This window comes from Pontibacillus yanchengensis Y32, assembly GCF_000770635.1.
Taxonomy (GTDB): Bacteria; Bacillota; Bacilli; order Bacillales; family BH030062; genus Pontibacillus; species Pontibacillus yanchengensis.
This window is the reverse complement of sequence record NZ_AVBF01000025.1, coordinates 1-24,959: the sequence shown is the minus strand read 5'-3', so window position 1 is coordinate 24,959 and position 24,959 is coordinate 1. Positions and strand designations below refer to the sequence as shown.

Genomic DNA, 24,959 nt, shown 5'->3' with positions numbered 1-24,959 from the left:
AAAATGTAGCTGCAAATTTTGAGACTTCTCATTAGTTTTTAGAACTTTTGAGATGTCTTTTTTTTTTGCTCGAATTACAAGGTGGTATATTCTCTGTTAATGAACTGTCAAAAGCAAGCTTGTGTAAAGTGTAATGTTTTGTCTATCCGGGAAAAAGACGAAAAAGATGTTGGTTGACTGCTATATTTTTTGAAAAGGAGCGTATCTAAATGGCTAACGAAAACACAGAAAATCAGGAAACAATCAAGAAGATTAAGGACTTGATTAAAGATGAGAAGGTGGCGATGCTTACTACGATGTCACCTGAAGGAAAGCTCCTGTCCCGCCCGATGCAAACAAAAGAAGTGGAAATAGATAATGAAGAGATTTGGTTCATTACAGAAAAAGATACAGAGAAATATCGAGATATCGAACATAACCCTGCTGTTAACCTGGCTTACGCAGGCAAATCCTATGTATCGATTAGCGGCACAGCTGAATTTGTACAAGATGAGCAGAAAAAGAAGGAATATTGGAATAAGATCATCGAAAAAGTGCTGAACGCCTCTGCCGATGACCCGAATGTTGTACTAGTAAAAGTAACTCCAGGCATCGCCGAATACTGGGAGTCTGGATTGAACGTTAAAACCGCCAAAGAGTTTGTGAAGAAAATGGCCAGCAGCGATTCCATTGAAGAAAGCAATGAGTTGAAAGATACTGTGTACTTTGATGAAAACAAGTGAAGTGGGACGAGGGGACAGGTCCCTCGTCCCAGTTTGGGATGGAGGGACCTGTCCCTCCATCCCATCTCTCCTACAAAGTCCCTAATAGTTAGTGGGTTAGGTGTTTAATAGTTTAATCCGGTGAAGATATGGGAAATCACCTTAAAAAATGCGTGATTGGAGCTTTGAATTGAAACATTTCGGTGTAGGATTAGTAGTTCTGGCGGCTATTTTCTGGGGTGTGTCCGGAGGTTTGGCGGGCATATTAATGGAGAGAGATTGGGATCCTCTAGTAATCTCTTTTTATAGAGGAGCTGTTGGATTAGTTTGTTTATTTATATGGATGCTTTTTCGCACTAGATATTATTCTTATGGTAGTCTACGAAAGATGCTTTTTTGGTCATTGTTATCTGGAATAGGGGTCACCGGTAATTTTAGTTTTTATTTTGTGAGCATCTCTCATTCCGGTGTAGCGATAGCATCAACCTTGATGTACACTGCACCAATTTTTGTTTTCATCATATCTTTTATTCTTAAGATGGAGAAAGCGACCACGTTTAAAGTTGTTGCCATGCTTATTGTGATGGGTGGTATTGGATTATTAACAGGAGTCTACCAAAATGGATTAGGGCAGTTGAATATACTAGGTATTGTTACAGGGTTATTATCAGGCCTTTCCTATGCCATTTTCATTTTCGGTTTTAACTATGCCCTTAAGTACGGAGAGCCCCCAGCTATTTTAAGTACAGCGCTTTTAGCTTTTACGTTGATATTACTTCCATTTATTGATCGCGGGCAAGCTGTTTCTGTACTTTTTTCTGAAGATATCTTCATGTTCATAGTGCTTGGCTTAATAGGAGCAGGTATATCCTTCTTCTTTTATGTAAAAGGCTTAAGAAACACCTTACCTTCAGTGGCTTCTGTCGTAGCTATGGTAGAACCTGTGACAGCTTCTTTATTTGGGGTTCTGGTTTTAGGACAATTCCTTAACCCAACCCAAATCGCGGGGATGGTCATCATATTAATTACCATCACGATTTTAACCACAAAAAAAACCGAATGACCTACTTAGTTTCTCTATATCATACACAAAGGGAAGGAGGCTTAAGAGGCCTCCTTCCCTTTTTTAGCTTCAAAGTGGGATGAGGGGACAGGTCCCTCGTCTCAGAATGGGATGAGGGACCTGTCCCCTTGTGTCATAGTCTTCATGGGATGGTGGATAGGTTATTAGTGTTCTTTTTGTTTCCAAAAAATCCCCTAAAAGTAGTATGATTCATATTATAAGGGAGATGGAAATATGAAGAAAAAATTAAGCATAGGCATTGCTGTCGTTTTAATATTGTTGGTCATTGGTTTATTTGGCGCTGGTAACTATTTTTATAGTGTTGCCATTAATAGTAATAGTGAGAGTGTTGACTTGCATGGTGGAGGAGAGTCTGAACGTGCTGTGGCTGTAAGTTCCTTTGAAGAAGAACAAGAGAAGGAAGAAGCGATAAAACGTTGGACGGAGCAACAGGATTTTGAAAAGGTGGAGATAAAAACAGAGGATGACCTTACCTTACGGGCACGTTATTTAGAGAATGAAGAGGTATCAAACAAAACGGTCATTTTAGCGCACGGTTATAAGGGAAATAACGAACAGATGAAGGGAATTACAAAGTTCTATTATGAGCAAGGGTTTAATGTATTAAAGCCTGATGCAAGAGGACATGGTAAAAGTGAAGGGGACTATATTGGATATGGTTGGCATGACCGATTGGATATGGAGCAATGGGTTACCCTTTTAATAGAGGAAAAGCAGGCAGAATCTCTATATTTACATGGATTCTCAATGGGAGCTTCTACGGTATTAATGGCTAGTGGACAAGATCTACCAGCTGAAGTGCAAGGTATTATTGCAGATAGCAGCTATACATCTGTGAAAGAAGAGCTTTCCCACCAGCTGACTTACCTATACGACTTACCCTCTTTTCCTATCTTAGAAGTGACAAGTATGATTACGAAGGTCCGAGCAGGCTACTCCTTTGAGGAAGCATCAGCTCTTAAGCAAGTAGAGAAAGCTGAGGTGCCGATTTTTTTCATTCATGGGGCTGAAGATGAACTAGTTCCGACGGATATGGCTCATCGACTCTATGAAGCAGCTTCTGGTAAGAACAGATTGTGGATTGTTCCAGGTGCTAAGCATACAGAAGGGTACACGGTTGCGGAAGAAGAATATAAGGAGCGGATAACGCAATTTATTGAAAGTGTTTCTACACAGTAGGATGGGATGAGGGGACAGGTCCCTCGTCCCACTTTTTCATTGAATAAGAGTTTCACCCTGGATGTTGAGTGAGATGAAGGGACAGGTACCTCATCCCAGAGTTGGACGAGGTACCTGTCCCTTCGTCTCATACGAAAGTTCAGAATATTATTTACAAATGTATTGAAAAGCGTTAAAGTAGTAAAGCATAAGCAATCAAATAATTTATAATTATGATGGTCCTTATCAAGAGTGACGGAGGGATGGGCCTTTGATGTCACAGCAACCTTCCTATTGGAGTGGTGCTAAGTCCAGCAGAGTGTGTAATCATTCTGGAAGATAAGGAGTTTGCAAATATTTTAAGGTCAAACTCTCTTCCAAATGGGAAGAGTTTTTTATATGTGTACTTAAGATATAGGCGATGTTTTCGAAATGGTGCTTTATGGAAGGATTAGAACGAATGACTGGAAAGTGAGGGATACGAATGATTTCAATACAACATCTGAGCAAATCCTATACATCTAAAGAAGAGATTGTCGTGGGTGTGGACGATGTATCTCTAGAAATTCAAGGGGGAGAGATGTTTGGTGTTGTCGGATATAGTGGGGCAGGGAAGAGTACGCTTTTACGTTGTATGAATATCCTTGAAAGGCCGACAAGTGGGAAGGTTACTGTTGATGGAATCGATCTCATGTCTTTATCATCTAAGGAACTTCGAGAGGCGAGACAGTCTATTGGGATGATTTTTCAAGGTTTTCATCTAGCCATGTCTAAAACTGTTGTAGAAAATGTGAGTTTTGCTTTAAAGGCGTCAGGTGTTGGGCGGATCGAACGAAAAGAACGAGCGGAGGAGCTCCTTAATCTAGTTGGATTATCTGATAAAGCGAACCACTACCCAGCTCAGTTGAGTGGAGGACAGAAACAGCGAGTAAGTATTGCCAGAGCTCTAGCGAACAATCCGAAGGTTCTCCTATGTGATGAAGCTACTTCTGCTCTAGATCCAAACACAACCCAATCGATTCTTCAACTATTGAAAAAAATTAACCATGAACTGGGATTAACGATTGTGTTAATTACTCACGAGATGGAAGTCGTAAAGGAAATTTGTCATCGTTGTGCAGTCATGGAAGATGGAAAAGTGATTGAAGAAGGTAACACTTATGACATATTTGCTGCTCCGAAACACCAAGTAACGCAGAAGTTTATTCAAACAGTTCTCGATTTCACTATCCCAGAGGTCCTTTTAGAGAAATGTAAAGGTACGATTGTGAAGATGAAATTCACCGGAGAATCAGCTGAGGAAGCTGTTGTGTCTGATTTGCTGCAAGAACACAACATACGTGGAAATATCCTTCACGGAAAGGTTGACTATATTCAAGAGCAACCGCTTGGAACCTTTGTTATGGAGTTGACTGGAGATGAACATGAAGTAAGACAAGCTCTACAAAGCTTACACACAACTTTGGCAGAAGTGGAGGTGTTGAAAGATGGTCGATCAGTTGGTTCAATTATGGCCTGAGCTAAGTAATTCCTTTCTTGAAACGTTAATCATGGTAGGGATTGGATTAACGGTAGCGTTACTTTTGGGATTACCCCTCGGAATTTTGCTGTTTGTTACAGACCGAGAGTTGTTTCTAGAGAATAAGTGGGTGAAAGGGGGAACTGGTGTCATTGTTAATTTAGTTCGCTCTATTCCGTTCATTATTCTATTGGTCTTTTTATTTCCATTCACCGACTTTTTATTGGGAACGACGACAGGTCCTGTAGCAGCATCGGTATCTTTATCGGTAGCTGCGATTCCCTTTTATGCAAGGATTGTTGAGTCCGCGGCAAGAGATATAGATCGGGGTGTGATTGAAGCAGCTATTGCTTGCGGAGCCTCACCATGGTTAATTATAAAAGACATGATTTTACCAGAAATCAAGCCAGCTCTAATCAGTGGTTTAACAATTACGGCTATTAGCCTGATTGGTTTTTCAGCAATGGCTGGAACCATAGGGGGCGGTGGAATTGGAGATTTGGCCATTCGATATGGGTACTACCGCTATGACAACTTTGTGATGTTTACGACCGTCATCCTGTTAATTGTGATGGTCCAAGGAATTCAGTATATGGGAGATATTGTAGCAAAATCCGTTAAAAAGAGTTAATTAAAAATGAAGGGGAGATTGAGATGAAGAATATTGTAGGAGTATGGATTGCCATTTTAACATTAGCAGTTTTAGCCGCTTGTGGTGGTGGTGATGACAATGCTGATGCATCTGGAAAAAAGACGATTCAATTTGGGGCTACATCTGGCCCATATAGTGACATGGTGAACGAAGCAATCGCACCACTTCTTGAAGAGAAGGGATATGAGGTGAAAAATAAAGAATTCACAGATTATGTACAACCGAACAAAGCATTAGCAAATGGTGATTTGGATGCGAACTTATTCCAACATGGCGTGTATTTAGAGTCTTTTGCGAAAGAGCATGATTTAGAGCTTTCAGAGGTCATTATTGTTCCTACTGCGCCTATGGGAGTTTATTCGAATGAATTCAGCGATATAGAAAGTATTGAGAATGGCAGCACAATGGCTGTACCCAATGACCCTACCAATTTGGCTCGAGCTTTGTTGATTCTAGAAGATGAGGGACTAATAACAATGAAAGAAAATATAGATCCCCTTCGTGCATCTCTTCAAGACATACAAGAAAACACAAAAGAGCTGGAGTTTGTGGAAGTAGAAGCGGGCCAGCTACCGCGTCTGGTGGATAGTGAAGACCTTTCCATGGTACCGGGTAACTATGCCCTTGCAGCTGGAATGGACTTACTAAATGCACTAGCTTTAGAGGATATGCCGGACCAATATCGAAACCGAGTAGCTGTCAAAACCGAAGATATGGATGCTCAATTTGTTAAGGATATCAAAGAAGTAATCCAATCCGAAGAGTTTGAAAGCATCATAGATGAAAAATTCCAAGGCTTCGGTAAACCCAAGTGGATGAAGGAATGATATTAGTGGGATGAGGGGACAGGTCCCTCGTCCCACTTTTTCAATCTGTAGCCTCTTACCCAGAAAATGAAGAATGCCGTACCACTATTTAAAGTGGTGCGGCATTTCTTTTCGAGTAGAATTAACTCTAGGTGCCCTGTTGAGATGGGGGTGATGAGATGAAGGGACAGGTACCTCATCCCAGAGTGGGACGAGGTACCTGTCCCTCCGTCCCACATTTTACTCTATGCTGCTAGTAGGATATAATGGGGTGTCAAAGAAGAACGAACAAGGGACGGGAAGTGCCTATGACGAAACGAAAGAATAGTGGATATAAAAAATCCGGGAAAAAACCAAATAAATCAGAAAAGCCTTATGGTAAAAAGAATGCACCGCCTGGGAATCAAAAAGGTGGCCAAGGCCCATCTAAAGGTAAGAGTAAAGGAAACGATGGTCGACAGCGTGGTGGAAAAGCTGTAACTGCTGAGGTGACTTGCACAGGGCTGACCACTGATGGCAAAGGGATAGCGCAGTGGGATGGAAAGCAACTGGAAGTAGAGCATCTGTTGCCTGGTGAAAAGGCTGAGGTTATGGTGTCGAAAAGTGGTAAGTTTGTGAACGCGGAGTTGAAGCGGGTTATTAGCTCATCTGAAGACCGAGTTACGCCGCCATGCCCGTATTTTTATGAGTGTGGAGGATGTCAGATCCAACATATGAGCAATGATGCACAAACGCGTTTCAAGCAGAAAACGATTGATGCGCTTATGAAACCGTTTGGCAAGCCGGAGCCTATTTTGACGATGGATCATCCTTATGGTTATCGGAATAAGAACAATATGACCTTCGGATTGAATAAAGAGCGTAAGGTGATTGGTGGGCTGTATGCTCAGAATAGCCATCACATTATTCCGATGGATCGTTGTCTTATTCATGATCCGAAAGCGGACGAGATTGTGCAATCCATTAAGGATTATATGAAGAATACGAAAATGCAGCCGTATAATGAAGATACAGGACAAGGGTTCTTGCGCCACGTGCTCATCAAGGTTGGTAAGGTTAGCGGTGAGATTATGGTCGTGCTCGTAGCAGCATCATCTGTTTTCCAGGGTAAAAACAACTTTGTAAAAACGCTTCGCAAGGCTCACCCAGAAATTACGACCATGATTTTGAACGTAAATACGCGGAACGACAGTATGGTGCTTGGCAATCAGGAAAAAGTGCTGTTCGGGAAGGGAACCATAACAGACACCCTTTGTGGGCTAGAGTTTGAGATATCGGCGAGATCCTTTTATCAGATTAATCCCGTTCAGACGGAAAAGTTGTACTCAAAAGCTATCGAAATGGCTGAGTTGAGTGGGAACGAGACCGTGATAGATGCGTACTGTGGAATCGGTACGATAGGTTTGATTGCCAGTAAAAAAGCTGGAAAAGTCATTGGTGTAGAGGAAAATAACGATGCAGTGAAAGACGCCATCCGGAATTCCAAACGCAACGGTGTAAAAAATGCTCGTTTTCATCAAGGGGATGCTGGCGAGTTTATGGTGCAGATGGCGGCGCGAGGTGACAAAGCCGATGTCGTGATTATGGATCCTCCTCGGAGCGGTAGTGACGAAGCATTTTTATCAAGCGTTGTGAAGCTGAAGCCGAAGCGGGTTGTGTATGTATCCTGTAACCCCGAGACCCAAGCGCGTGATTTGAAGTATTTGGTGAAGAACGGCTATGAGGTGGAAGGAATTCAGCCAGTAGATATGTTTCCGCAAACGGTGCATGTAGAAGCTGTTACAAAATTAGTACGGAAAAAATAAGCAGAAACCCGATGGTGGGTTTCTGCTTTTTTTGGAATGGGACGAGGGACCTGTCCCCCCATCCCATTCCCCCCATCCCATTGTTTGTTCCTATTGGTATGGGGTGATATACTGGTGATACTTTATATACTGTAGGGGGTAGTTTGATGTCCAGGGAATTCTGGGATGAGAGTTTTTCGCAGGAAGGCTATGTATATGGAAAAGATGCGAATCAATTTGTTCAGGACAAGAGTTCGCGTTTACCGGAGAATAGTCATATCGGATGTTTTGCTGAAGGAGAAGGGCGTAATGGGGTGTACTTGGCTAAGCTTGGACACCACGTCACCATTCTTGATCAATCGGAAGCTGGATTAAGTAAAAGCAAAGAGCTTGCGGATGAAGCGGGGGTTCAGGTAGAGACTGTTCAATGTGACCTCACTACGGAAAATATACAGCCTAATCAATTCGATGCGGCTGTTATGGTCTTTGGTCACGTTCCCAAGCAGGATCAACCGTTCTTATTAGAGCAGATGTTTCGATCTGTTAAGCCTGGTGGAGTGATATTGTTTGAGGTTTATTCGGAAGAACAATTGTCCTATGGTACTGGTGGGCCACCTGCTAAGGAGATGCTTTTTTCTCCGGAAGATGTACTAGGTTGGATTAAACCTTACAAATGCCTTCACTTTTTCTATGGCGAAGCAGAGCGGAATGAAGGGGAAAGGCATAATGGTGTTGGGCATGTCATTCAGGCTATGGTGCAGAAGTAGCGGAGTCTTTTTATAAGTACAAAAAATAAGCAGGAACCCAAGATCGTTCCTGCTTTCATAAAAGAGCCTCTCAAAAGGTGAGAGGCTCTTTTTTAGCTTTTATTTTTTATTTACAGAAGCATCATAGATCTTATCTACAGCCAGGTTCATGGATTTGTTGAACTCTTCATCTGTTTGATTAGCGTTTAAGTCAGCAATCAATGCACGGGAGAAGCTTGCGATTAAGCCTTCATTTTCTTTTAGCTTTTCGTTTGCTTCTTCACGAGAATAACCACCAGAAAGAGCGACAACGCGCACGACACGTGGATGATCGATTAGTTCTTTAAAGGCGTTCGCTCTCGTAGGAATAGAAAGCTTCAGCATCACATTTTGATCTTCTGATAACTCGTTTAAGTGTTTTAGAATTTCATCTTTTAGGATTTCTTCAGATTTTTCCTTATCAGTGCTATGAATGTCTACCTCAGGTTCGATAATTGGAATGAGGTCATATTCCAAGATGCGCTTCGCAACGTCAAATTGCTGATCTACGACTTCTTTTATTGCCTCTGGGTTTGGTTCATGGATAACAGAACGCATTTTAGTACCGAAAATGTTGCGCTCGTTCGCGCGCTTAAGTGTCTCGTCCAGGTCATGAATCGGCTTCATTAACTGAACGCCATTTTCTTTTTCTGCTAGGCCTTTGTCGACTTTAAGGAAAGGTACGATGCCGTTGTCAGAAAGGTAATCAGCTGTATATTTACCTTCTATTTCACGGTCCATTGTTTGCTCGAACAAGATAGTACCAAGAATCTTGTCAGAATCAAATGCTGGGGCTGTCATGATCCTTGTCCGCATTTCGTGAACGCGGTCAAACATCTCATCTTCGTTGGCGTAAGCATCTTCAGGTACACCGTAATCTGCTAATGCTTTTGGAGTACTTCCTCCGCTTTGATCTAGTGCTGCGATAAATCCGTTTCCATTTTTCATTCTTTCGAAATGAGTTGTGTTCATGTTCACCACTCCTTATCTTAATGTAAAGAATCCATTGTTATCCTTCCCCATCTCTTCTAGAATAACACCTTATCCCTAAATATACATAGTAACAGGACTTGATTGTTGAAAATGTGGGGTGGACCGTAACGTATGACTATCCTAATGAGAGCTTCACGATAAAATTAATTACAATCCTTCTATAAGCATTCCATCAAGTTCACGGACCTTGTCGTAGGATTCAACCAGATGCTCTGGTGCTAATGTTCTTCCATATTCCCAGGCATTTTTCTCGATAACAGCTTGCAGCTCTGCTTTTTCGTCCTCACCACCATAAATGAGCGTACGTAAATCATGTTTGTTTTTCTTGAAGGTTACATAAAACCCCATCTCGCGAAAGAGGATGATTTTGACCAGGTTTTCCCCGGTTTCTTTAATATTTATTTTGTTAATATATCTGTTCACTTCAAGATAATTAAATTTAATTGTATTGGTAGTCACGTTGTAATTCATTGGTGAAGCTAATTCGTTATTGAATTCATAATTTATTTTCATATTGTGCTCTTGCAATGTATTTTTCACAATTTCCTCAATATCCCATATGTATAGCATCTTTAGTTGCGACCCTCTCTAGTTGTGATTGACTTAAAATTTTAGTATCTAGGCGATTAGTATAACAAAAGAGAAAAGGGCGGGACAATGAGGTGGGATGGAGGGACAGGTCCCTCCATCCCAAAAACGGCACAATGCACCAAAGTGGGATGAGGGACCTGTCCCTCCGTCCCAAAACTTAATAGTTGAAAAAAACGTGAAATTATGACAAAATACCTAGTATAATAGAACTAACAAATTTACCTTTCAAAGGGGATGGTTGGAATGAATGCTCACCGTCCAATGATTATTGGTCTAAGATATAAGGGAAGAATTATTAGCATTCTTCTAGTCATCTCTTTGTATATATTTTGGAGTGTGTACACGTACTCATTTCAAGGAAATTTGCCAAAGCTAGATGGACCAAGGTTCTGGGTGACTCTCATTGTTTCGGTTTTAGAAGGGATGTTAGCTTGGTGGATTGGTAAAAGGTTCGACCTTGTCCGATTTTATTCTGAAAGAGATTGTCTGACAGGAGCGTATAATCGAAGGTGGGTCTATACTCATTTTTATAAGTACGTCCATCATGTACACCAAGAAAAACATACACGTGTAACGCTAGTTGACTTGAATGATTTCAAATCCATCAATGATCAGTATGGTCATGAAATGGGTGATTTCGTTTTAACGGAGATTGCTGGTATTCTAAATGAAAGAGTTACGGGAACCGGGGTAGTATCGAGGTGGGGTGGGGATGAATTTTTAATGATTGAGGTTCTACCAAACCACTCTACCAAAGAGACTGATGCAATGGAGACCTTTGTTCTATCCAATGGATTGGAAGTGTCGGGAGCAAAGGGGATAGTGTATTGTAATAACGGCAATTGTGATTTAGATCAGTTAGTATCTGAAGCGGATAAAAAAATGTACGAGCATAAATAGAGACATGAATACAAAGCTTCTATCTTTTCAGGATGGAAGCTTTAGTAATGGTTTTATACCGTTCTAAAAGGCGGCCTACCCAACCAGCGTTACATTTTCATTTTCACATCCCATTAAATGATATACGATAGAAAAAAGTATCGAGGAACGGTTCGGAGGGATGATGGTTGTGGTTTAATGAAGGGTTGCTTATAGTCATGTGTTTATTTATGGTGATTGGTGCTGTGGATCATTATGTATTACATAATCGACTATCGCTAGGAGAACATTTTCGTGAAGCGTTTATGATGATGGGGCCGTTAGCGTTAGCCATGATCGGGATTATTTCCCTTGCTCCTGTGTTAGCGGAACTGCTAGCTCCTGTGGTTGTACCCGTTTTTGAGTGGTTTGGGGCGGATCCTTCGATGTTCGCTTCTATGATTCTCGCGATTGATATGGGTGCTTATCCGCTATCAAAATCACTGGCATCATCGGAGGATGCTGCTATATTTTCGTGGGCTTTCCTTGGGACGATGGTAGGTCCGACATTGGTTTTTACCATCCCGGTAGCGTTATCCGTTGTTCAACAAAAAGATCGGCCATTTTTCGCGAAGGGCATCTTGATAGGCGTGATGACCATTCCGGCTGGTGTTCTCACAGGAGGTGCTGTAGCGGGGTATGAATGGGGGTGGATGCTAACAAATTTAATCCCAACCATCATTCTTTCGTTTTTCATAGCAATTGGTTTGGCCTTTTTTACAAATGCGACGATTCGGGTATTCTCTATGTTTGGTAAGGGTGTTGAGTATGTCGTTATAGTTGGATTGGTCACGGTTACCATTCAGACGCTTACGGAGATTGAATTCCTTCCTGGGATTGCCCCGCTAAGTGAAGGGGCTATTATTGTTGCGAAAATTACCGTCACACTTGCAGGAGCTTATCCGCTAGTAGCTTTTATTAATCAAAAAGCGGAAAAACGCTTTTCAAGATGGGGGCAAAAAGCAGGGCTAAATGCTACCTCGATGACGGGCTTAATTGCTTCCCTCGCTCATGCTATCCCGATGTTAGGCACGATGAAGGATATGGATGAGAGGGGCAAAGTGATGAATGCGGCCTTTGCTGTTAGTGGGGCGTTTGTTGCTGGTAGTCATCTTGCATTTGTCGCTGGAGTGGAAAAAGAGATGATTTTGCCAGTTATAATAGGGAAGCTAACTGCAGGAGTGTTGGCTGTTGGCGTGGCTTTATTAGTAACGAAGGATTTGAAGCATAATGATTAAAAAATGCAACGAATGATTCTGGGGCTCACATGTTTAGCTACAGCGTCTACTTTCACCAAGTCCTCTCCATGGCAAAAATAACCCCGACGAGGCTTTGCTTAAGCCTGTCGGGGGTGAGTAAGATATGTGCGCTTTTATTTTCGAAAATCAATATCCTCTTCTTCATTCAAATGAATGCTCGTCTCGGCCGGCTTCGTTTCTGCCAATACGTTTCCGTGGCGCATGGAATAACGGACAGGGGTTTGGCGGCGGACGGCATCGAATTCATCCTCGGCATGGAGTAGGATGAAGTTCGCTGGCTTGCCTTCTTCAATGCCATATTCGTCTGCGATGTTCATAGCTTTGGCGCTATTGATGGTGATGAGATCAATGGATTTCACAATGTCATCGTAGCCCATGAGATGAGTGGCGTGGATGCCCATTTGCAGGACTTGTAGCATATTGCCTGTGCCTAGTGGGTACCAAGGGTCGAACACGTCGTCATGGCCGAATGCCACGTTTAATCCTTCATCAAGCATCTCTTTTACGCGCGTGATGCCTCGTCGTTTTGGATAGGAATCAAAGCGTCCTTGTAGGTGAATGTTAACAAGCGGGTTTGCGATAAAGTTGATGTTCGATAGTTTTAGTAAGCGGAAGAGCTTGGATACATACGCATCATTGTATGAGTGCATCGCTGTGGTGTGGCTGGCTGTTACTTTTTCTCCCATACCGGTACGATGTGCTTCTGCTGCGACAACCTCTACAAATCGTGATTGCTCATCATCGATTTCATCGCAATGAAAATCAATTAATCGGTCGTATTTCTGTGCTAGTTCGAACACCTTTTTCACGGATTCGACGCCATATTCTCTCGTGAATTCAAAATGAGGGATGCCACCAACAACATCTGCTCCTAATTGTAGAGCTTCTTCAAGAAGGGATTCCCCATTTGGATAAGACAAGATTCCTTCTTGAGGGAACGCCACGATTTGTAGTGTTACATAAGGCGCGAAATCTTCTTTCACCTCTAGCATGGCCTTCAGTGCTGTTAGGTCAGGGTCTGTCACATCCACATGAGTGCGGACGTGTTGAATGCCTTGTGCAATTTGCCATTTCAATGCTTTGGTAGCACGGTTTTTCACATCATCATGCGTTAACGATTCTTTTCGTTCAGACCAGCGCTCAATTCCCTCAAATAGTGTTCCGCTTTTGTTCCAATCAGGTTCCCCAGCTGTCAAAATCGTATCTAAGTGAATGTGGGGTTCCACAAAAGGGGGGAGGAGGAGCTGACCATTGGCTTCAATGATATGCTCCTCATACGTTGTGTCCAGTCCTACCCCGATTTCAGAGAACATTCCATTCTCAATTTTGATATCCATTAAGTCTTCAAAGCCTCGAATATTTGCTCGCTTAATAATCATGATTAACTACTCACCTTTGTTGGTTTGTATTGGGTTGATGGTTTCGTAGATAGGAATTCTCCAGCAAAATGGATGAGTATATAGGAAGCCGCTGCCCCGATAATGGCGTTAAGCGGTGCGATACCTGGTGCGAATTTTGCTAGAAGAATCGCTATCCCCCATGCAGAGAGGGCGGACCATCTCACCTTACTATATGCTTTCTGTTGTACGCCTTCATATTCCTTCCGACGTGCGATGAAATAATCGGCTAGAATGATTGCCCCTACAGGCGGAAGTGTGGATCCTAGAAAGGTTAGGAAACCGACGAAGTTGTTGTACAACCACATTGCTAGTAGGGTTCCCACCACTCCGTTGAAAAGAACGACTTTATTTTTCGTGATTTTGGTAATGTTTGAAAAGCCTAGTGCTGATGCGTACAGAGCATTGTCGTTTGTCGTCCAGATGTTCAGCCCGAGAACTAACACTGCTGGAATGATGAGCCCTTGTGTGAACATAACTTCAGAGATGTCCGCATTACCTGTGGCGATGGAGCCTATGGCACCGAATAAGAACATAAGGGAATTTCCGATGAAAAAGGCTATGACAGTTGTGATGAGCCCATGGCGCTTCGTTTTTGCAAAGCGAGCGAAGTCTGGTGTGAGTGTGCCTCCGCTAATAAAGGAACCGATGCAGATGGTTAGCGCAGCGGCCAAAGTAATGGAAGAGTCCGGTGTGTAGGACATCAATCCATTTATGCCTCCGACACTATCTGTAGCTTTGAATACAGAAAAACTACCAAGCACGGTGATGGCTGGTACTGCGATGAAGCTTAAGATCATGAGCGCCTTCATGCCAAAATAAGCTGTTACGGTCATGAGAATTCCGGCTACTGCAATGAGCAGGGTGGTGTCCATGCCAGTTGCTTTTTGAACAGGAAAAGCGAACATGGCAACGCCTACTCCGAACCATCCAACTTGGGTAGCACCTAGTAAAAGAGAAGCAAGGTACGATCCTTTTTCACCAAAAGCGCGGCGTGCAAGTAAATGGGTAGACAGGCCAGTGTCGGCTGCGATATAGCCGAGAAGCCCAGTGTATAGTCCGAGGATTAGGTTACCTGCCATTACTGTAACGATGAATTGGGTCATGGTAAGCCCTGCACCTAGCTCTCCCCCAGACCACATACTGGCCGAGAAGAAGGTGAAGCCTAGCATCACCATAAACATCTTCCAAAATCCGTTGCGGTTTGATTGTGGTACTGCTTGTAAGGAAAAATCGCGGTCTACTGTTTTCATGAAGAATACCTCCAGTAATTCAAAAAGGATTTGAAAAACTGGTACCAGTGCGTTGACTATGTCGTATTTTCCCATGCATGAATAAAAAAGGCTTCTTGTCAGTCGTTCCTGACAAGAAGCCTATACGTGTGCATATAAGAAAATAGACGAGCGCTACGCATTTACGTCTAATATCATATAAATTCCGACTTACCTTGTCAGCCTCACGGGACTGCATTTAAAGGTACCAGTATTCAGTTATTGGCATTATTACAGACACCCCAGCCATGTGTCAAGGTGGGACGGAGGGACAGGTACCTCGTCCCACTTTTATTGCATCAACAGTACGATACCAACTACTAACAAAACTATTACGCTAGTCAGCATAAGGATTTTAGTTAATCGATTTGCTTTATGGAATATTCTCATGAACATAGGTCGTCACCTCCATTTTTGTAAAGGAGAAGCGTATAGTCTCTATACGCTTGAGCATATAAAAAGGATTCGTTTGCAGAGAAAAATGGGACGAGGGACCTGTCCCTCCGTCCCAAAAGGGGCAGCTCTCCCGTCTCACTTTTTTGTTTCAGGTGTAGGGAATATAATGATGGAAAGAGGTGAAGCTGATGAATCTATCAAGTCTGGAGAAGAAAGTGACTAACATTGTATCAACACTAAATGCGAAGGCGAGTGTTGTGATTAGAACAAACTATGGCACGATAGCTATCAATGAAAAGGAAATAATGCCAGCTGCAAGTGTGATTAAAATTCCGATTATGATGGAAGCATTTCGCCAAGCAAGAACAGAAGGCGGCGATCTTTCAGCGCCTGTAACCATTCCGCAACATAATAAAGTTGGCGGAGCTGGAGTGCTACAATTTTTATCCCAGGATACGTTTTCCTTATACGATTTAGTAAAGCTGATGATTATCGTTTCAGATAACACAGCTTCCAATGCAGTGATACGTAGTGTTGGCATGGAGGCTATTAACCGTATGATAGAAGAGTTAGGCTGTTGGAACACGAAATTGAGAAGAGAGTTTATGAATCTTAAGGCTCAGGGACAGGGGTTTGATAATACGACAACAGCTGAGGACATGGTGAACCTCTTAGAACAACTAGCTCTTCATGATAGAGAAATGGTAGAGATTCTAAAAGGGCAGCAACTCACATCACAATTACCTGCCTATAATACATATGAGGACCTTGAAATTGCGAATAAAACAGGAGAACTAGATGGTGTGCAGCATGACGTTGGTATGTTTGTAGATTCCTATCAATCAGTGTATGTAGCCGTGTTACTAAATGAGGTAGGGGAGGCTGTTGAAGCGCAGAGAGCCATCGCGGATATTGGTCATCAGGTTATGCAATATATGAAATTGGGATGAGGAGCCCCCGATTGGGACGAGGGACCTGTCCCCCCATCTCACTCTCCCCTCTCAGCACATTCACTGGAAAAAATGGGACGAGGGACCTGTCCCTCCGTCCCAACCTTTCACACCAGTTTTCGCTAGAGTTTGCATGATTTTTCCTGTGCATCCTATTGCGTTTAAGTAGGCGTTTTGTAGTATAGTTGAATTATACGAAATTTTTGAATAACAGGGATTGAAAGTGCACCCATTTTAGGAGGAATCAATTTACATGTCCCAGCAAGCTTTTCTCTATCATTCGAAAGTACACGATCTTTTTAATAACATCCAAAAAGTGATGATCGGTAAAGAAGAAGTAACGACGTTAAGCATTGTCGCGCTGTTAGCTCAAGGCCATGTGTTGCTAGAAGATGTGCCGGGTGTGGGGAAGACCATGCTCGTACGAACGTTATCGAAGTCTGTTGATTGTGAGTTTACGAGAATACAGTTCACACCTGACCTTCTTCCTTCAGATGTGACAGGTGTTTCGATTTATAATCCGAAAGAAATGCAATTTGAATTCCGTCCTGGTCCTATACTTGGAAATATTGTGCTTGCTGATGAGATCAATCGTACAAGCCCAAAGACTCAGTCCTCTCTCCTCGAAGGGATGGAAGAAGGAAATGTAACCGTCGACGGAAATACAGTTGAATTAAAAAGACCGTTTTTCGTTATGGCGACGCAAAACCCTATTGAATATGAAGGAACGTATCCATTGCCAGAAGCACAACTGGATCGCTTCTTATTAAAATTAAATATGGGCTACCCAACAGCCCAGGAAGAAATGAAGATGCTTGGCATTGTATCTGGTGAACATCCGATTCATAACGTGGAAGCTGTCATGACGCAGGATGAATTAATCGGCTTACAAGAAGAAGTCCAAAACGTTTATGTCGATGAACATATTCGTCGTTATATAATCAATCTTGTAACGGAAACGAGACACCATCATTCTGTCTATCTAGGTGTGAGTCCTCGTGGTTCGATCGCCCTTATGAAAGCCTCCAAAGCCTTGGCCTTTATCCAAGGTCGCGATTATGTATTGCCTGACGATGTGAAGTATTTGGCTCCGTTCGTATTAAGTCACCGCCTTATCCTATCATCAGAAGCAAAGTTTGAAGGAATGACAACAGCAAGCCTAATCCATGAGCTATTGGAGAAAGTCTCAATCCCAGTGCATCGTGAAAAATAATATGAAAAATTATGCTGGTCTAATTGGGAAGCTGTTGTTTGTTGTTGTCCTTTTTGCCATTTTGTATTCCTATGCTATGTTTCAGGGTGGATTTGTGAGTTGGTTTTTATTCTTCGCCATGCTGCCATTTGTTGTGTACATGTTTGGACTAACGTTTTATCCCTTATCAAGTTGGGAATTTGAGCGTTCTTTTTCCAAGCAGATTCTTCAAACGGGGGACAAGGTGAATATCGAGTTAACGATTCATCGGAAAATTCCATTTCCGCTCTATTACTGCATTGTCGAAGAGTATCTTCCACCAACATTTGATCGTGTAGGCATGAAGGCAGGGGGCTATCAATATTTAGCTAACCCCACTGCCCTTACGGCGGAGCAAAAAATCAAGCGAGTGTCCTTCCCTTGGTTTAAGAGGAAAATTCGTTATCAGTATGCCTTTGATGATGTTCCGCGCGGAGAGCACCATTTTCATACCATTCGTGTGAAAACAGGAGACTTCTTCGGGTTTATTCGCAAGCAGCATTATTTCACAGTTCCGAGCTCCATTCTTGTGTACCCAAACCAGAGAGCTGTCGGGATCAGCAAACGAATGAACAGCTTTGAAGAGGGAGCGACTCCTACCTCCTCTCCAATGAAAAAAGATACGACAATCGTGACGGGGATTCGAGAATACACTCCAGGAGATCGTTTCTCATGGATAGACTGGAAAAATACTGCCAAGAAAAATAGTATGATGACAAAAGAATTTGAACCGCAAAAAAGCTCTGATGTTATGTTGGTGTTGGATGCCAGTCAGGTTGAATCCTCTAAGAGTCTAGCATTTGAGGGGAGTGTGGAACTGAGTGCGTCGCTCATTCAAGCGTACAAACGCATGTCCTCCCAACTCGGATTCATGATCCTTGGCGAGGAGCGGAAGCTATTTCCTTTTACAAAAGATGTGAACCAGCATAACAACATGAACCATTACCTGGCTCGAGTGGAAGCAAACGGGCAAATGTCCTTTCCCGAATCGTTGTTGCTTCAGCATAACTCCATGCCAAACAACCTGGTATTAATGATTGTGACGAATTCTCTCACCCCAGAGTTGAAAGGGACATTAACGAGATTGAAGCAAACGCATGCTCATATTGTGGTGTTCTACATTGATGCGAGTGAACGAGTTGGGCCAAATGAACAGCAGTTAGTCCGCGAATTGACGATAAGTGGAATTGTTGTCAATGTGCTTACGGAGAATGAGATGTCACAAAACGCATTTGAGGTGAACACCTAATGGATCGCATGTCTCTAGATCAGCGGGAGTGGCTATATCGGTTTATTGTCTATTTAGCTGGTTTCTTCCTTTTTTGGGAATGGTTACGTCCGCTTGAACAAATCACTGACACCCAGAGTGTTACGGTCTTTATTGTGTATGCAGCTTTTTGTTTCTTTTTATCATTTCTGCAACTGCCGTGGTTTTTGTCTATACCATTGAAAACGGTAGGCTTGGCCTTCATTCTTGATGGTTTGTTTATGCCACAGCGCTTCTTTAGCAAGTCTTGGTTTGCCTATTTTTATGAGCATATGCAGTATAATGTGCAAGTCATGCTCGATTACCAATGGTGGGAAATGACACCATTATTCAGAAGTTTATTGTTCTTGTTACTGCTATGGCTTATGAGTTATCTGCTTTACTACTGGTTCGTTGTTTCGAAACGGATAAACTTTTTTGTAATTCTAACGTTTATTTATCTAACGATCTTAGATACCTTTACGGTGTATGATGGAAAAGTTGCGATTATCCGTGCCTTCTTAATCTCCTTGATTGTCATGGGGCTATCCAGTTTTATTAAGGAATTAGACCGCGAATCCATTCAGCTAAAAGGAAATCGGGCTTATCAAGCGTGGCTTGTACCTTTAGTAGTCCTGGTCTTTGCCTCGACTGTTATTGGGTATGCAGCTCCGAAGCAAACACCACAATGGCCAGACCCTGTTCCTTTTATAAAAAGTGCCGCTAATAACGTAGGCGGTTCAGGGGATAAAGTCCAAAAAGTGGGATATGGTACGAATGATTCAAAACTAGGTGGCTCGTTCGTTCAAGATGATACACCTGTTTTCCAAGCAGCTGCCCAAGATAAGCACTATTGGAGAATTGAAACGAAGGATACCTACACAGGGAAGGGCTGGGTGAATTCAGATGATCCCAATGTTAAAGAATTCTCAAGTGAGTCTAATCTTCCCGTCGATACCTTTTCTTTAGAAAATGTAAAAACAGAAGAGCGAACAGCAACTATCGCATTACGAGATAATGCTACGTTTTCAAAGGTGGTGTATCCTTACGGTATCCAAAAAGTAACGCAGAGTGATGCGTCAAGTTTTGAAGTAAACCTTAAGACTGGTGTTATTCAACCATTCAACAACGGGAAGTCCATTCAGCTTGGTGAATATAAAGTAGAATACAATAATCCTTCTTACTCCTTCCAGCAGTTACAAGAGGCGAGTGGAGAAGACCCTCAATACATTGAAGATTCCTATGAACAATTGCCTGATTCGTTACCAGAGCGAGTGGTTAATCTCTCCGAAGAAATCGTGTCTGAAGAAGATAACCGCTATGATAAAGCCCGTGCAATTGAACAATATTTTTCAAACAATGGATTTGATTATGATACACAAGATGTAGCTGTACCAGGTGAAGATGAGGATTATGTAGCGCAGTTCTTGTTTGATACGCAAAAAGGATATTGCGATAACTTTTCATCTTCAATGGTTGTCATGCTAAGAGCTGTAGGAATTCCAGCTAGGTGGGCAAAAGGCTTCACTGGAGGGGAACAGATTGATTCCATCACCAAAGATGATACAAGCTACAATGTATATGAAGTGACAAGTGGAAATGCGCACTCTTGGGTAGAAGTCTACTTCCCTAACGTTGGCTGGGTACCATTTGAGCCAACAAAAGGCTTTGGTAACCATACGGATTTCTATCTAGAGGAGACAGAAGAGGAAGAAGATTCTGAGGTACAACAAAACCTTGAGGACAAGCTCAATGAACAGCAGCCAGAAAAGCCCGAAGTGAACCAAGAAGACTTGAACCCTGGTGGTAGCTCAAGCGAAGGAAAATCACTGTTTAGTAGAGTTACATTCTGGGTTGGTATAGTACTTCTAGCTGTACTTTCTATTGTACTCTATATTTATCGCTACCATTGGTTGATGTATTTCTACAAACGTCGTTTCCAAAAAGAGCCGAATAAAGAAAACTATGAAGCAGCCTATCATTTCCTTTTAAAGGCATTGGATGATAAAGGTGGCATGACGCGTTCGTCAGATCAAACGTTGAGAGAATTCTCTAAAGAAATTGATCGTCACTTTCAGTCCAATGAAATGGGGATTTTGACGCATCATTATGAGCGACTACTGTATCGTAATGATACGGAAGATCAACCTTGGGACAAAGTAACAGAATTATGGGAAAATTTAATTAAAAAGGCACTGTCTTGACCGGCCACGCTGGGGTTGTTAGAATGAGTTCAACTTAATTGAATACCTTCATATATACTCGATAATACGGTTCGAGAGTCTCTACCGGAGCACCTGAAATGCTCTGACTATGAAGGCAGAAGTCAAGCGCGTGGTGTATAACATCAAGGGATTTCTGTCTTCCTATGTCTTCATGTAGGGAGCGGAAGTCCCTTTTTTTTTTGAAAGTAAAGAAAGTATAAGTTTCTGGCGCATACACGTCTAGCTCCAGCGCCTACCCCCTCGGGGTCTTAAGTCAAGCCTCGCTGTGGCAAAAAGCGCCACTTCGAGGCTTGTCTTAAGCCTGTCGGGGGTGACCAAGGCGCCCTGAGCTTTTCTTATTGCATAGGGAATTATAAAAATCGATGATTGTGTATAACTAAAAAGTGATGAAGCCATGACCAGCTTCAACGCTTTTGTTCATAATATAGTTAATAGAAAAGGAGTGGGATTAGGTGGCACAAGTTAATGAAATGATTCTAGTATTAGATTTTGGTAGCCAATACAATCAGCTAATTACAAGGCGTATTCGTGAGTTTGGTGTATATAGTGAATTGCATTCCCATCGACTTACAGCAGAAGAGATTCGCGAAATAAATCCGAGTGGGATCATCCTGTCTGGTGGTCCAAACAGTGTTTATGAAGAAAATAGCTTTCGTTGCGACCCAGAAATTTTTGAATTAGATATTCCTGTGCTAGGAATTTGTTATGGTATGCAGTTAATGTCTCATCATTTTGGTGGAAAAGTGGAAAGTTCAAATGAGCGTGAATATGGTAAAGCTGACATTACGCTTAATGGTTCCTCGAAACTCTTTGCTGAAACACCAGAGAAGCAGGTTGTGTGGATGAGCCACCGCGATAAAGTCATCGCTCCACCGGAAGGATTTACGGTGGATGCTACAAACCCTTCATGTCCTGTTGCATCCATGAGTAATGAAGCAAGGAAGATGTACGGCGTTCAATTCCACCCTGAAGTTCGCCACACAGAGTATGGGAATCAACTTCTAAGGCATTTCGTTTTTGATATATGTGAGGCTGAGGCTGACTGGTCCATGGAAAGCTTTATCGATATTGAAGTGAACAAAATAAGAGAGCAAGTAGGCGACCGAAAAGTCCTTTGCGCTCTAAGTGGCGGAGTGGATTCCTCTGTTGTTGCTGCTTTGATTCACCGCGCTATTGGTGATCAGTTGACGTGTATTTTTGTAGACCATGGACTGCTTCGCAAACACGAAGGACAATCTGTAATGGATACATTTAGCGAAGGGTTCAACATGAATGTGATTAAAATTGATGCTCAAGACCGGTTCTTATCAAAGCTTGAAGGCGTATCAGACCCAGAAGAAAAACGAAAAATTATCGGTAATGAATTTATCTATGTATTCGATGATGAAGCGGACAAGCTGAAAGATATAGATTATCTTGCTCAAGGTACCCTGTACACGGATATCATTGAAAGCGGAACGGAAACAGCTCAAACCATTAAATCCCACCATAACGTCGGCGGACTGCCTGAGAACATGCAATTTGATTTAATAGAGCCGCTTAATACACTTTTCAAGGATGAGGTTCGTGCCCTAGGGACGGAACTAGGTGTACCCGATCATATCGTTTGGCGTCAGCCGTTCCCGGGACCAGGGTTAGCCATTCGTGTTATCGGCGAGATTACCGAAGAAAAGCTAGAAATCGTAAGAGAATCCGATGCTATCCTTCGCGAAGAAATAAAAAATGCTGGTTTAGACAGAGAAATCTGGCAATATTTCACCGTGCTACCTGATTTCAGAAGTGTCGGTGTGATGGGAGATGCTAGAACGTACGACTACACAGTAGGTATTCGCGCGGTCACATCCATTGATGGAATGACGTCCGATTGGGCAAGAATCCCTCATGATGTACTAGAAAAAATTTCGAACCGAATTGTGAATGAGGTCGACCATGTGAACCGCATTGTCTATGATGTAACCAGCAAGCCACCTTCCACAATTGAGTGGGAATAATCGAACAATTTTATTGTATTTTTAAAAAATGTTCGTGTTTTGTGTTGACGATTTCTGAAACGACTAGTACAATAGACTCTGTAATCATAAAAATCATACATGCACCGTCGTATAATATTGGGGATATGGCCCAAGAGTTTCTACCGAACTACCGTAAATGGTTCGACTACGAGGTGAATTATCGATGATTCCTTTCTATTGTATTTTAATGAGTAGGAAAAGTGGATAATTTACTTTGGACGTTTACTAGAGACTCCTGGCCATTATATGGTCAGGAGTTTTTTTCTTCATATAAACCTTTTGTTCTAGCTAAAGGTAAAGAAGAAAGATGCTTAGGTAAGAAACGACAGGTGAGAGGGAGGAATAATCGATGAAGAAGTTCTTTAAGTTTGATGAATTAGGCACGAATTTCCGTACAGAATTTATTGCGGGTCTCACCACATTTTTATCTATGGCGTATATTTTATTTGTAAATCCGAATACGCTAGCATTAGTAGGTATTGAGCAACTTCCAGAAGGAGTAACACGAATTGATAAAGGAGCTGTATTTACAGCGACGGCTATAGCTGCCGCGATCGGTTCACTCATCATGGGATTGTTTGCGAGGTATCCGATAGCCCTTGCTCCGGGAATGGGTCTGAACGCGTTTTTTGCTTACACAGTAGTATTGTCCCAAGGGATTAACTGGGATAAGGCGCTTGCTGGAGTACTTGTATCAGGACTTATTTTTATTGTATTAACGGTCTCTGGCTTGCGAGAAAAAATCATCAATGCGATTCCTTCCAACTTAAAGCTGGCAGTTGGAGCGGGTATTGGTCTCTTCATTGCATTTATCGGATTCCAGAATGCAGGTATTATTGCCAACAGTGATGCAACATTGGTTGAGCTAGGGAACCTATCAACCCCAACAACGCTATTAGCCATATTCGGGATTGCTATTTCTATTATTCTATTGGCCCTTGGTATTAAGGGTGGCATCTTTTATGGAATGGTGCTTACATCTATCCTTGGTATTATAACTGGATTAATTTCAGCTCCGTCAGGCTTTGGTGGGATCGTTGGTTCTGTCCCTTCTGTTGCGCCGACATTTGGCGTTGCCATTGAACAATTGCCTTCTGTTCTTGTATCAGGGGAAATGTGGATCGTCATCTTAACGTTCTTATTCGTAGACTTTTTTGATACAGCAGGTACATTAGTTGCCGTTGCTACTCAAGCTGGTTTGATGAAAAATGATAAATTGCCAAGAGCCGGTCGAGCATTATTTGCTGACTCAGCCGCAACAGTTGCAGGTGCAGTTGTAGGAACATCAACAACGACTTCCTACATTGAGTCTACAGCTGGAGTAGGAGCAGGTGGTCGTTCAGGATTTACCGCCGTCGTAACGGCAGGCTTTTTCCTTCTTGCTCTCATTTTCTCTCCATTGTTAAGTGTGGTAACGCAAGAAGTGACGGCACCAGCACTGATTATCGTAGGCGTGCTTATGTCATCTTCCTTGAAAAATATAGACTGGGATCAGTTTGAAATTGCCGTTCCAGCTTTTCTAACCGTGATTGCAATGCCCCTAACGTATAGTATTGCAACAGGGATTTCTATTGGATTCATTTTCTATCCGATTACAATGGTATTAAAAGGAAGAGCGAAAGAAATCCATCCGGTTATGTATTTCCTTTTCGTTGTATTCCTAATGTACTTTATATTCTTAAGTTAATAGAGATGAATGAACACCTCCATGACGGGGGTGTTCTTTTAATGTATATAATTCTTTTAAAAAAATATAAAAAATCCATTGCATTCAAAGGAAAGTGAATGGTACATTAGTAAACGTTGCGCTAACGACGGCAACAAAAAACACCATAAACGAAAGAGAAAAGCCAAAAAAACTTCAAAAAGTTATTGACGGCACTTTCGATAAAATGGTATATTTATTGAGTCGCTGTTTTGAGGCGACGACATAAAACAACGAAACATTTGATCTTTGAAAACTGAACAAAACAACTTGTAA

20 protein-coding genes and 3 riboswitches are annotated in these 24,959 nt (G+C 42.2%); of the genes, 16 read left to right on the top strand and 4 right to left on the bottom strand.

Translation table 11 applies throughout. The features are described from left to right. The first annotated feature begins 209 nt into the window (after positions 1-209). The 8 genes from N782_RS10430 (at position 210) to N782_RS10395 (ending at position 8,471) form a co-directional block, all read left to right on the top strand. Positions 210-722 carry a pyridoxamine 5'-phosphate oxidase family protein gene (locus N782_RS10430; protein WP_036819313.1) on the top strand — a complete coding sequence of 171 codons (513 nt, stop codon included), beginning with the start codon at positions 210-212 and terminating at the stop codon, positions 720-722. Positions 723-870: 148 nt separating this feature from the next. Beyond that, positions 871-1,764 carry a DMT family transporter gene (locus N782_RS10425; RefSeq protein WP_036819310.1) on the top strand — a complete coding sequence of 298 codons (894 nt, stop codon included), beginning with the start codon at positions 871-873 and terminating at the stop codon, positions 1,762-1,764. Positions 1,765-1,998: 234 nt separating this feature from the next. Continuing rightward, on the top strand, positions 1,999-2,964 hold the full coding sequence (locus N782_RS10420) for an alpha/beta hydrolase (RefSeq protein WP_036819308.1): 966 nt from the start codon (positions 1,999-2,001) through the stop codon (positions 2,962-2,964). Between the two features lie 219 nt (positions 2,965-3,183). Continuing rightward, positions 3,184-3,289, top strand: a riboswitch (SAM riboswitch). A gap of 138 nt (positions 3,290-3,427) precedes the next feature. Continuing rightward, a complete protein-coding gene (locus N782_RS10415) occupies positions 3,428-4,462 on the top strand; it encodes a methionine ABC transporter ATP-binding protein (protein WP_036819306.1) in 1,035 nt (344 codons plus the stop codon). Continuing rightward, on the top strand, positions 4,431-5,093 hold the full coding sequence (locus N782_RS10410; protein ID WP_036819301.1) for a methionine ABC transporter permease: 663 nt from the start codon (positions 4,431-4,433) through the stop codon (positions 5,091-5,093). The genes N782_RS10415 and N782_RS10410 overlap by 32 nt, the downstream gene beginning before the upstream one ends. Positions 5,094-5,116: 23 nt before the next feature. Continuing rightward, positions 5,117-5,941: a MetQ/NlpA family ABC transporter substrate-binding protein gene (locus tag N782_RS10405; RefSeq protein WP_036819296.1), complete on the top strand. Its 825-nt coding sequence runs from the start codon at positions 5,117-5,119 to the stop codon at positions 5,939-5,941. A 287-nt stretch (positions 5,942-6,228) separates the two neighbouring features. Further along, positions 6,229-7,725 (top strand): 23S rRNA (uracil(1939)-C(5))-methyltransferase RlmD, encoded by a 1,497-nt coding sequence (gene rlmD, locus N782_RS10400; RefSeq protein ID WP_036819295.1) that lies wholly within the window; start codon positions 6,229-6,231, stop codon positions 7,723-7,725. 146 nt (positions 7,726-7,871) lie between these two features. After that, positions 7,872-8,471, top strand: a complete 600-nt coding sequence (locus N782_RS10395; protein ID WP_036819294.1) for a class I SAM-dependent methyltransferase — start codon at positions 7,872-7,874, stop codon at positions 8,469-8,471. 99 nt (positions 8,472-8,570) lie between these two features. On the opposite strand, the gene N782_RS10390 is transcribed toward N782_RS10395, so the two are convergent. After that, complete coding sequence (locus N782_RS10390; protein WP_036819292.1) at positions 8,571-9,461, bottom strand: fructose bisphosphate aldolase; 891 nt, start codon at positions 9,459-9,461, stop codon at positions 8,571-8,573. Positions 9,462-9,629: 168 nt separating this feature from the next. Beyond that, complete coding sequence (locus tag N782_RS10385; protein ID WP_338048258.1) at positions 9,630-10,022, bottom strand: hypothetical protein; 393 nt, start codon at positions 10,020-10,022, stop codon at positions 9,630-9,632. Positions 10,023-10,316: 294 nt separating this feature from the next. On the opposite strand from N782_RS10385, the gene N782_RS20725 reads away from it, so the two are divergent. Beyond that, on the top strand, positions 10,317-10,973 hold the full coding sequence (locus N782_RS20725) for a GGDEF domain-containing protein (RefSeq protein ID WP_052111292.1): 657 nt from the start codon (positions 10,317-10,319) through the stop codon (positions 10,971-10,973). A gap of 167 nt (positions 10,974-11,140) precedes the next feature. Beyond that, positions 11,141-12,229: an ethanolamine utilization protein EutH gene (eutH, locus tag N782_RS10375; protein WP_084103053.1), complete on the top strand. Its 1,089-nt coding sequence runs from the start codon at positions 11,141-11,143 to the stop codon at positions 12,227-12,229. A gap of 134 nt (positions 12,230-12,363) precedes the next feature. Here the strand turns inward: eutH and N782_RS10370 are convergent, their stop codons facing one another. Next, positions 12,364-13,629 (bottom strand): cytosine deaminase, encoded by a 1,266-nt coding sequence (locus tag N782_RS10370; RefSeq protein WP_036819288.1) that lies wholly within the window; start codon positions 13,627-13,629, stop codon positions 12,364-12,366. Between the two features lie 2 nt (positions 13,630-13,631). Then, entirely contained in the window at positions 13,632-14,900 is a 1,269-nt protein-coding gene (codB, locus tag N782_RS10365; protein ID WP_052111291.1) for a cytosine permease, read from the bottom strand. A gap of 602 nt (positions 14,901-15,502) precedes the next feature. Between codB and N782_RS10360 the strand changes: the two genes are divergently transcribed. The 6 genes from N782_RS10360 to N782_RS10335 all read left to right on the top strand — a co-directional run bounded on the left by N782_RS10360 (position 15,503) and on the right by N782_RS10335 (position 24,665). Next, positions 15,503-16,264 carry a serine hydrolase gene (locus N782_RS10360; RefSeq protein ID WP_036819287.1) on the top strand — a complete coding sequence of 254 codons (762 nt, stop codon included), beginning with the start codon at positions 15,503-15,505 and terminating at the stop codon, positions 16,262-16,264. Between the two features lie 253 nt (positions 16,265-16,517). Next, the gene (locus N782_RS10355; RefSeq protein WP_036819286.1) at positions 16,518-17,477 is read left to right on the top strand and encodes an AAA family ATPase; all 960 of its coding nucleotides are present in this window, start codon (positions 16,518-16,520) and stop codon (positions 17,475-17,477) included. Then, positions 17,431-18,744: a DUF58 domain-containing protein gene (locus tag N782_RS10350; RefSeq protein WP_084103052.1), complete on the top strand. Its 1,314-nt coding sequence runs from the start codon at positions 17,431-17,433 to the stop codon at positions 18,742-18,744. Before N782_RS10355 ends, N782_RS10350 begins: the two co-directional genes overlap by 47 nt. After that, on the top strand, positions 18,744-20,945 hold the full coding sequence (locus tag N782_RS10345; RefSeq protein WP_036819283.1) for a transglutaminase TgpA family protein: 2,202 nt from the start codon (positions 18,744-18,746) through the stop codon (positions 20,943-20,945). The genes N782_RS10350 and N782_RS10345 overlap by 1 nt, the downstream gene beginning before the upstream one ends. A 28-nt stretch (positions 20,946-20,973) precedes the next feature. Beyond that, positions 20,974-21,075: riboswitch (purine riboswitch) on the top strand. 361 nt (positions 21,076-21,436) lie between these two features. Next, positions 21,437-22,957: a glutamine-hydrolyzing GMP synthase gene (guaA, locus tag N782_RS10340; protein ID WP_052111294.1), complete on the top strand. Its 1,521-nt coding sequence runs from the start codon at positions 21,437-21,439 to the stop codon at positions 22,955-22,957. Between the two features lie 87 nt (positions 22,958-23,044). Next, positions 23,045-23,146: riboswitch (purine riboswitch) on the top strand. Positions 23,147-23,327: 181 nt separating this feature from the next. Beyond that, positions 23,328-24,665: an NCS2 family permease gene (locus N782_RS10335; RefSeq protein ID WP_036819280.1), complete on the top strand. Its 1,338-nt coding sequence runs from the start codon at positions 23,328-23,330 to the stop codon at positions 24,663-24,665. The last annotated feature ends 294 nt before the right edge of the window (positions 24,666-24,959 follow it).

What these genes read in the sequence shown, in the direction of transcription:
- N782_RS10430 (WP_036819313.1), top strand. Translation starts at nt 210, where the DNA reads ATGGCTAACGAAAACACAGAAAATCAGGAAACAATCAAGAAGATTAAG.
- N782_RS10425 (WP_036819310.1), top strand. Translation starts at nt 871, where the DNA reads ATGCGTGATTGGAGCTTTGAATTGAAACATTTCGGTGTAGGATTAGTA.
- N782_RS10420 (WP_036819308.1), top strand. Translation starts at nt 1,999, where the DNA reads ATGAAGAAAAAATTAAGCATAGGCATTGCTGTCGTTTTAATATTGTTG.
- N782_RS10415 (WP_036819306.1), top strand. Translation starts at nt 3,428, where the DNA reads ATGATTTCAATACAACATCTGAGCAAATCCTATACATCTAAAGAAGAG.
- N782_RS10410 (WP_036819301.1), top strand. Translation starts at nt 4,431, where the DNA reads ATGGTCGATCAGTTGGTTCAATTATGGCCTGAGCTAAGTAATTCCTTT.
- N782_RS10405 (WP_036819296.1), top strand. Translation starts at nt 5,117, where the DNA reads ATGAAGAATATTGTAGGAGTATGGATTGCCATTTTAACATTAGCAGTT.
- rlmD (WP_036819295.1), top strand. Translation starts at nt 6,229, where the DNA reads ATGACGAAACGAAAGAATAGTGGATATAAAAAATCCGGGAAAAAACCA.
- N782_RS10395 (WP_036819294.1), top strand. Translation starts at nt 7,872, where the DNA reads ATGTCCAGGGAATTCTGGGATGAGAGTTTTTCGCAGGAAGGCTATGTA.
- N782_RS10390 (WP_036819292.1), bottom strand. Translation starts at nt 9,461, where the DNA reads ATGAACACAACTCATTTCGAAAGAATGAAAAATGGAAACGGATTTATC.
- N782_RS20725 (WP_052111292.1), top strand. Translation starts at nt 10,317, where the DNA reads ATGAATGCTCACCGTCCAATGATTATTGGTCTAAGATATAAGGGAAGA.
- N782_RS10370 (WP_036819288.1), bottom strand. Translation starts at nt 13,629, where the DNA reads ATGATTATTAAGCGAGCAAATATTCGAGGCTTTGAAGACTTAATGGAT.
- codB (WP_052111291.1), bottom strand. Translation starts at nt 14,900, where the DNA reads ATGAAAACAGTAGACCGCGATTTTTCCTTACAAGCAGTACCACAATCA.
- N782_RS10360 (WP_036819287.1), top strand. Translation starts at nt 15,503, where the DNA reads ATGAATCTATCAAGTCTGGAGAAGAAAGTGACTAACATTGTATCAACA.
- N782_RS10355 (WP_036819286.1), top strand. Translation starts at nt 16,518, where the DNA reads ATGTCCCAGCAAGCTTTTCTCTATCATTCGAAAGTACACGATCTTTTT.
- N782_RS10350 (WP_084103052.1), top strand. Translation starts at nt 17,431, where the DNA reads ATGAGCTATTGGAGAAAGTCTCAATCCCAGTGCATCGTGAAAAATAAT.
- N782_RS10345 (WP_036819283.1), top strand. Translation starts at nt 18,744, where the DNA reads ATGGATCGCATGTCTCTAGATCAGCGGGAGTGGCTATATCGGTTTATT.
- guaA (WP_052111294.1), top strand. Translation starts at nt 21,437, where the DNA reads ATGATTCTAGTATTAGATTTTGGTAGCCAATACAATCAGCTAATTACA.
- N782_RS10335 (WP_036819280.1), top strand. Translation starts at nt 23,328, where the DNA reads ATGAAGAAGTTCTTTAAGTTTGATGAATTAGGCACGAATTTCCGTACA.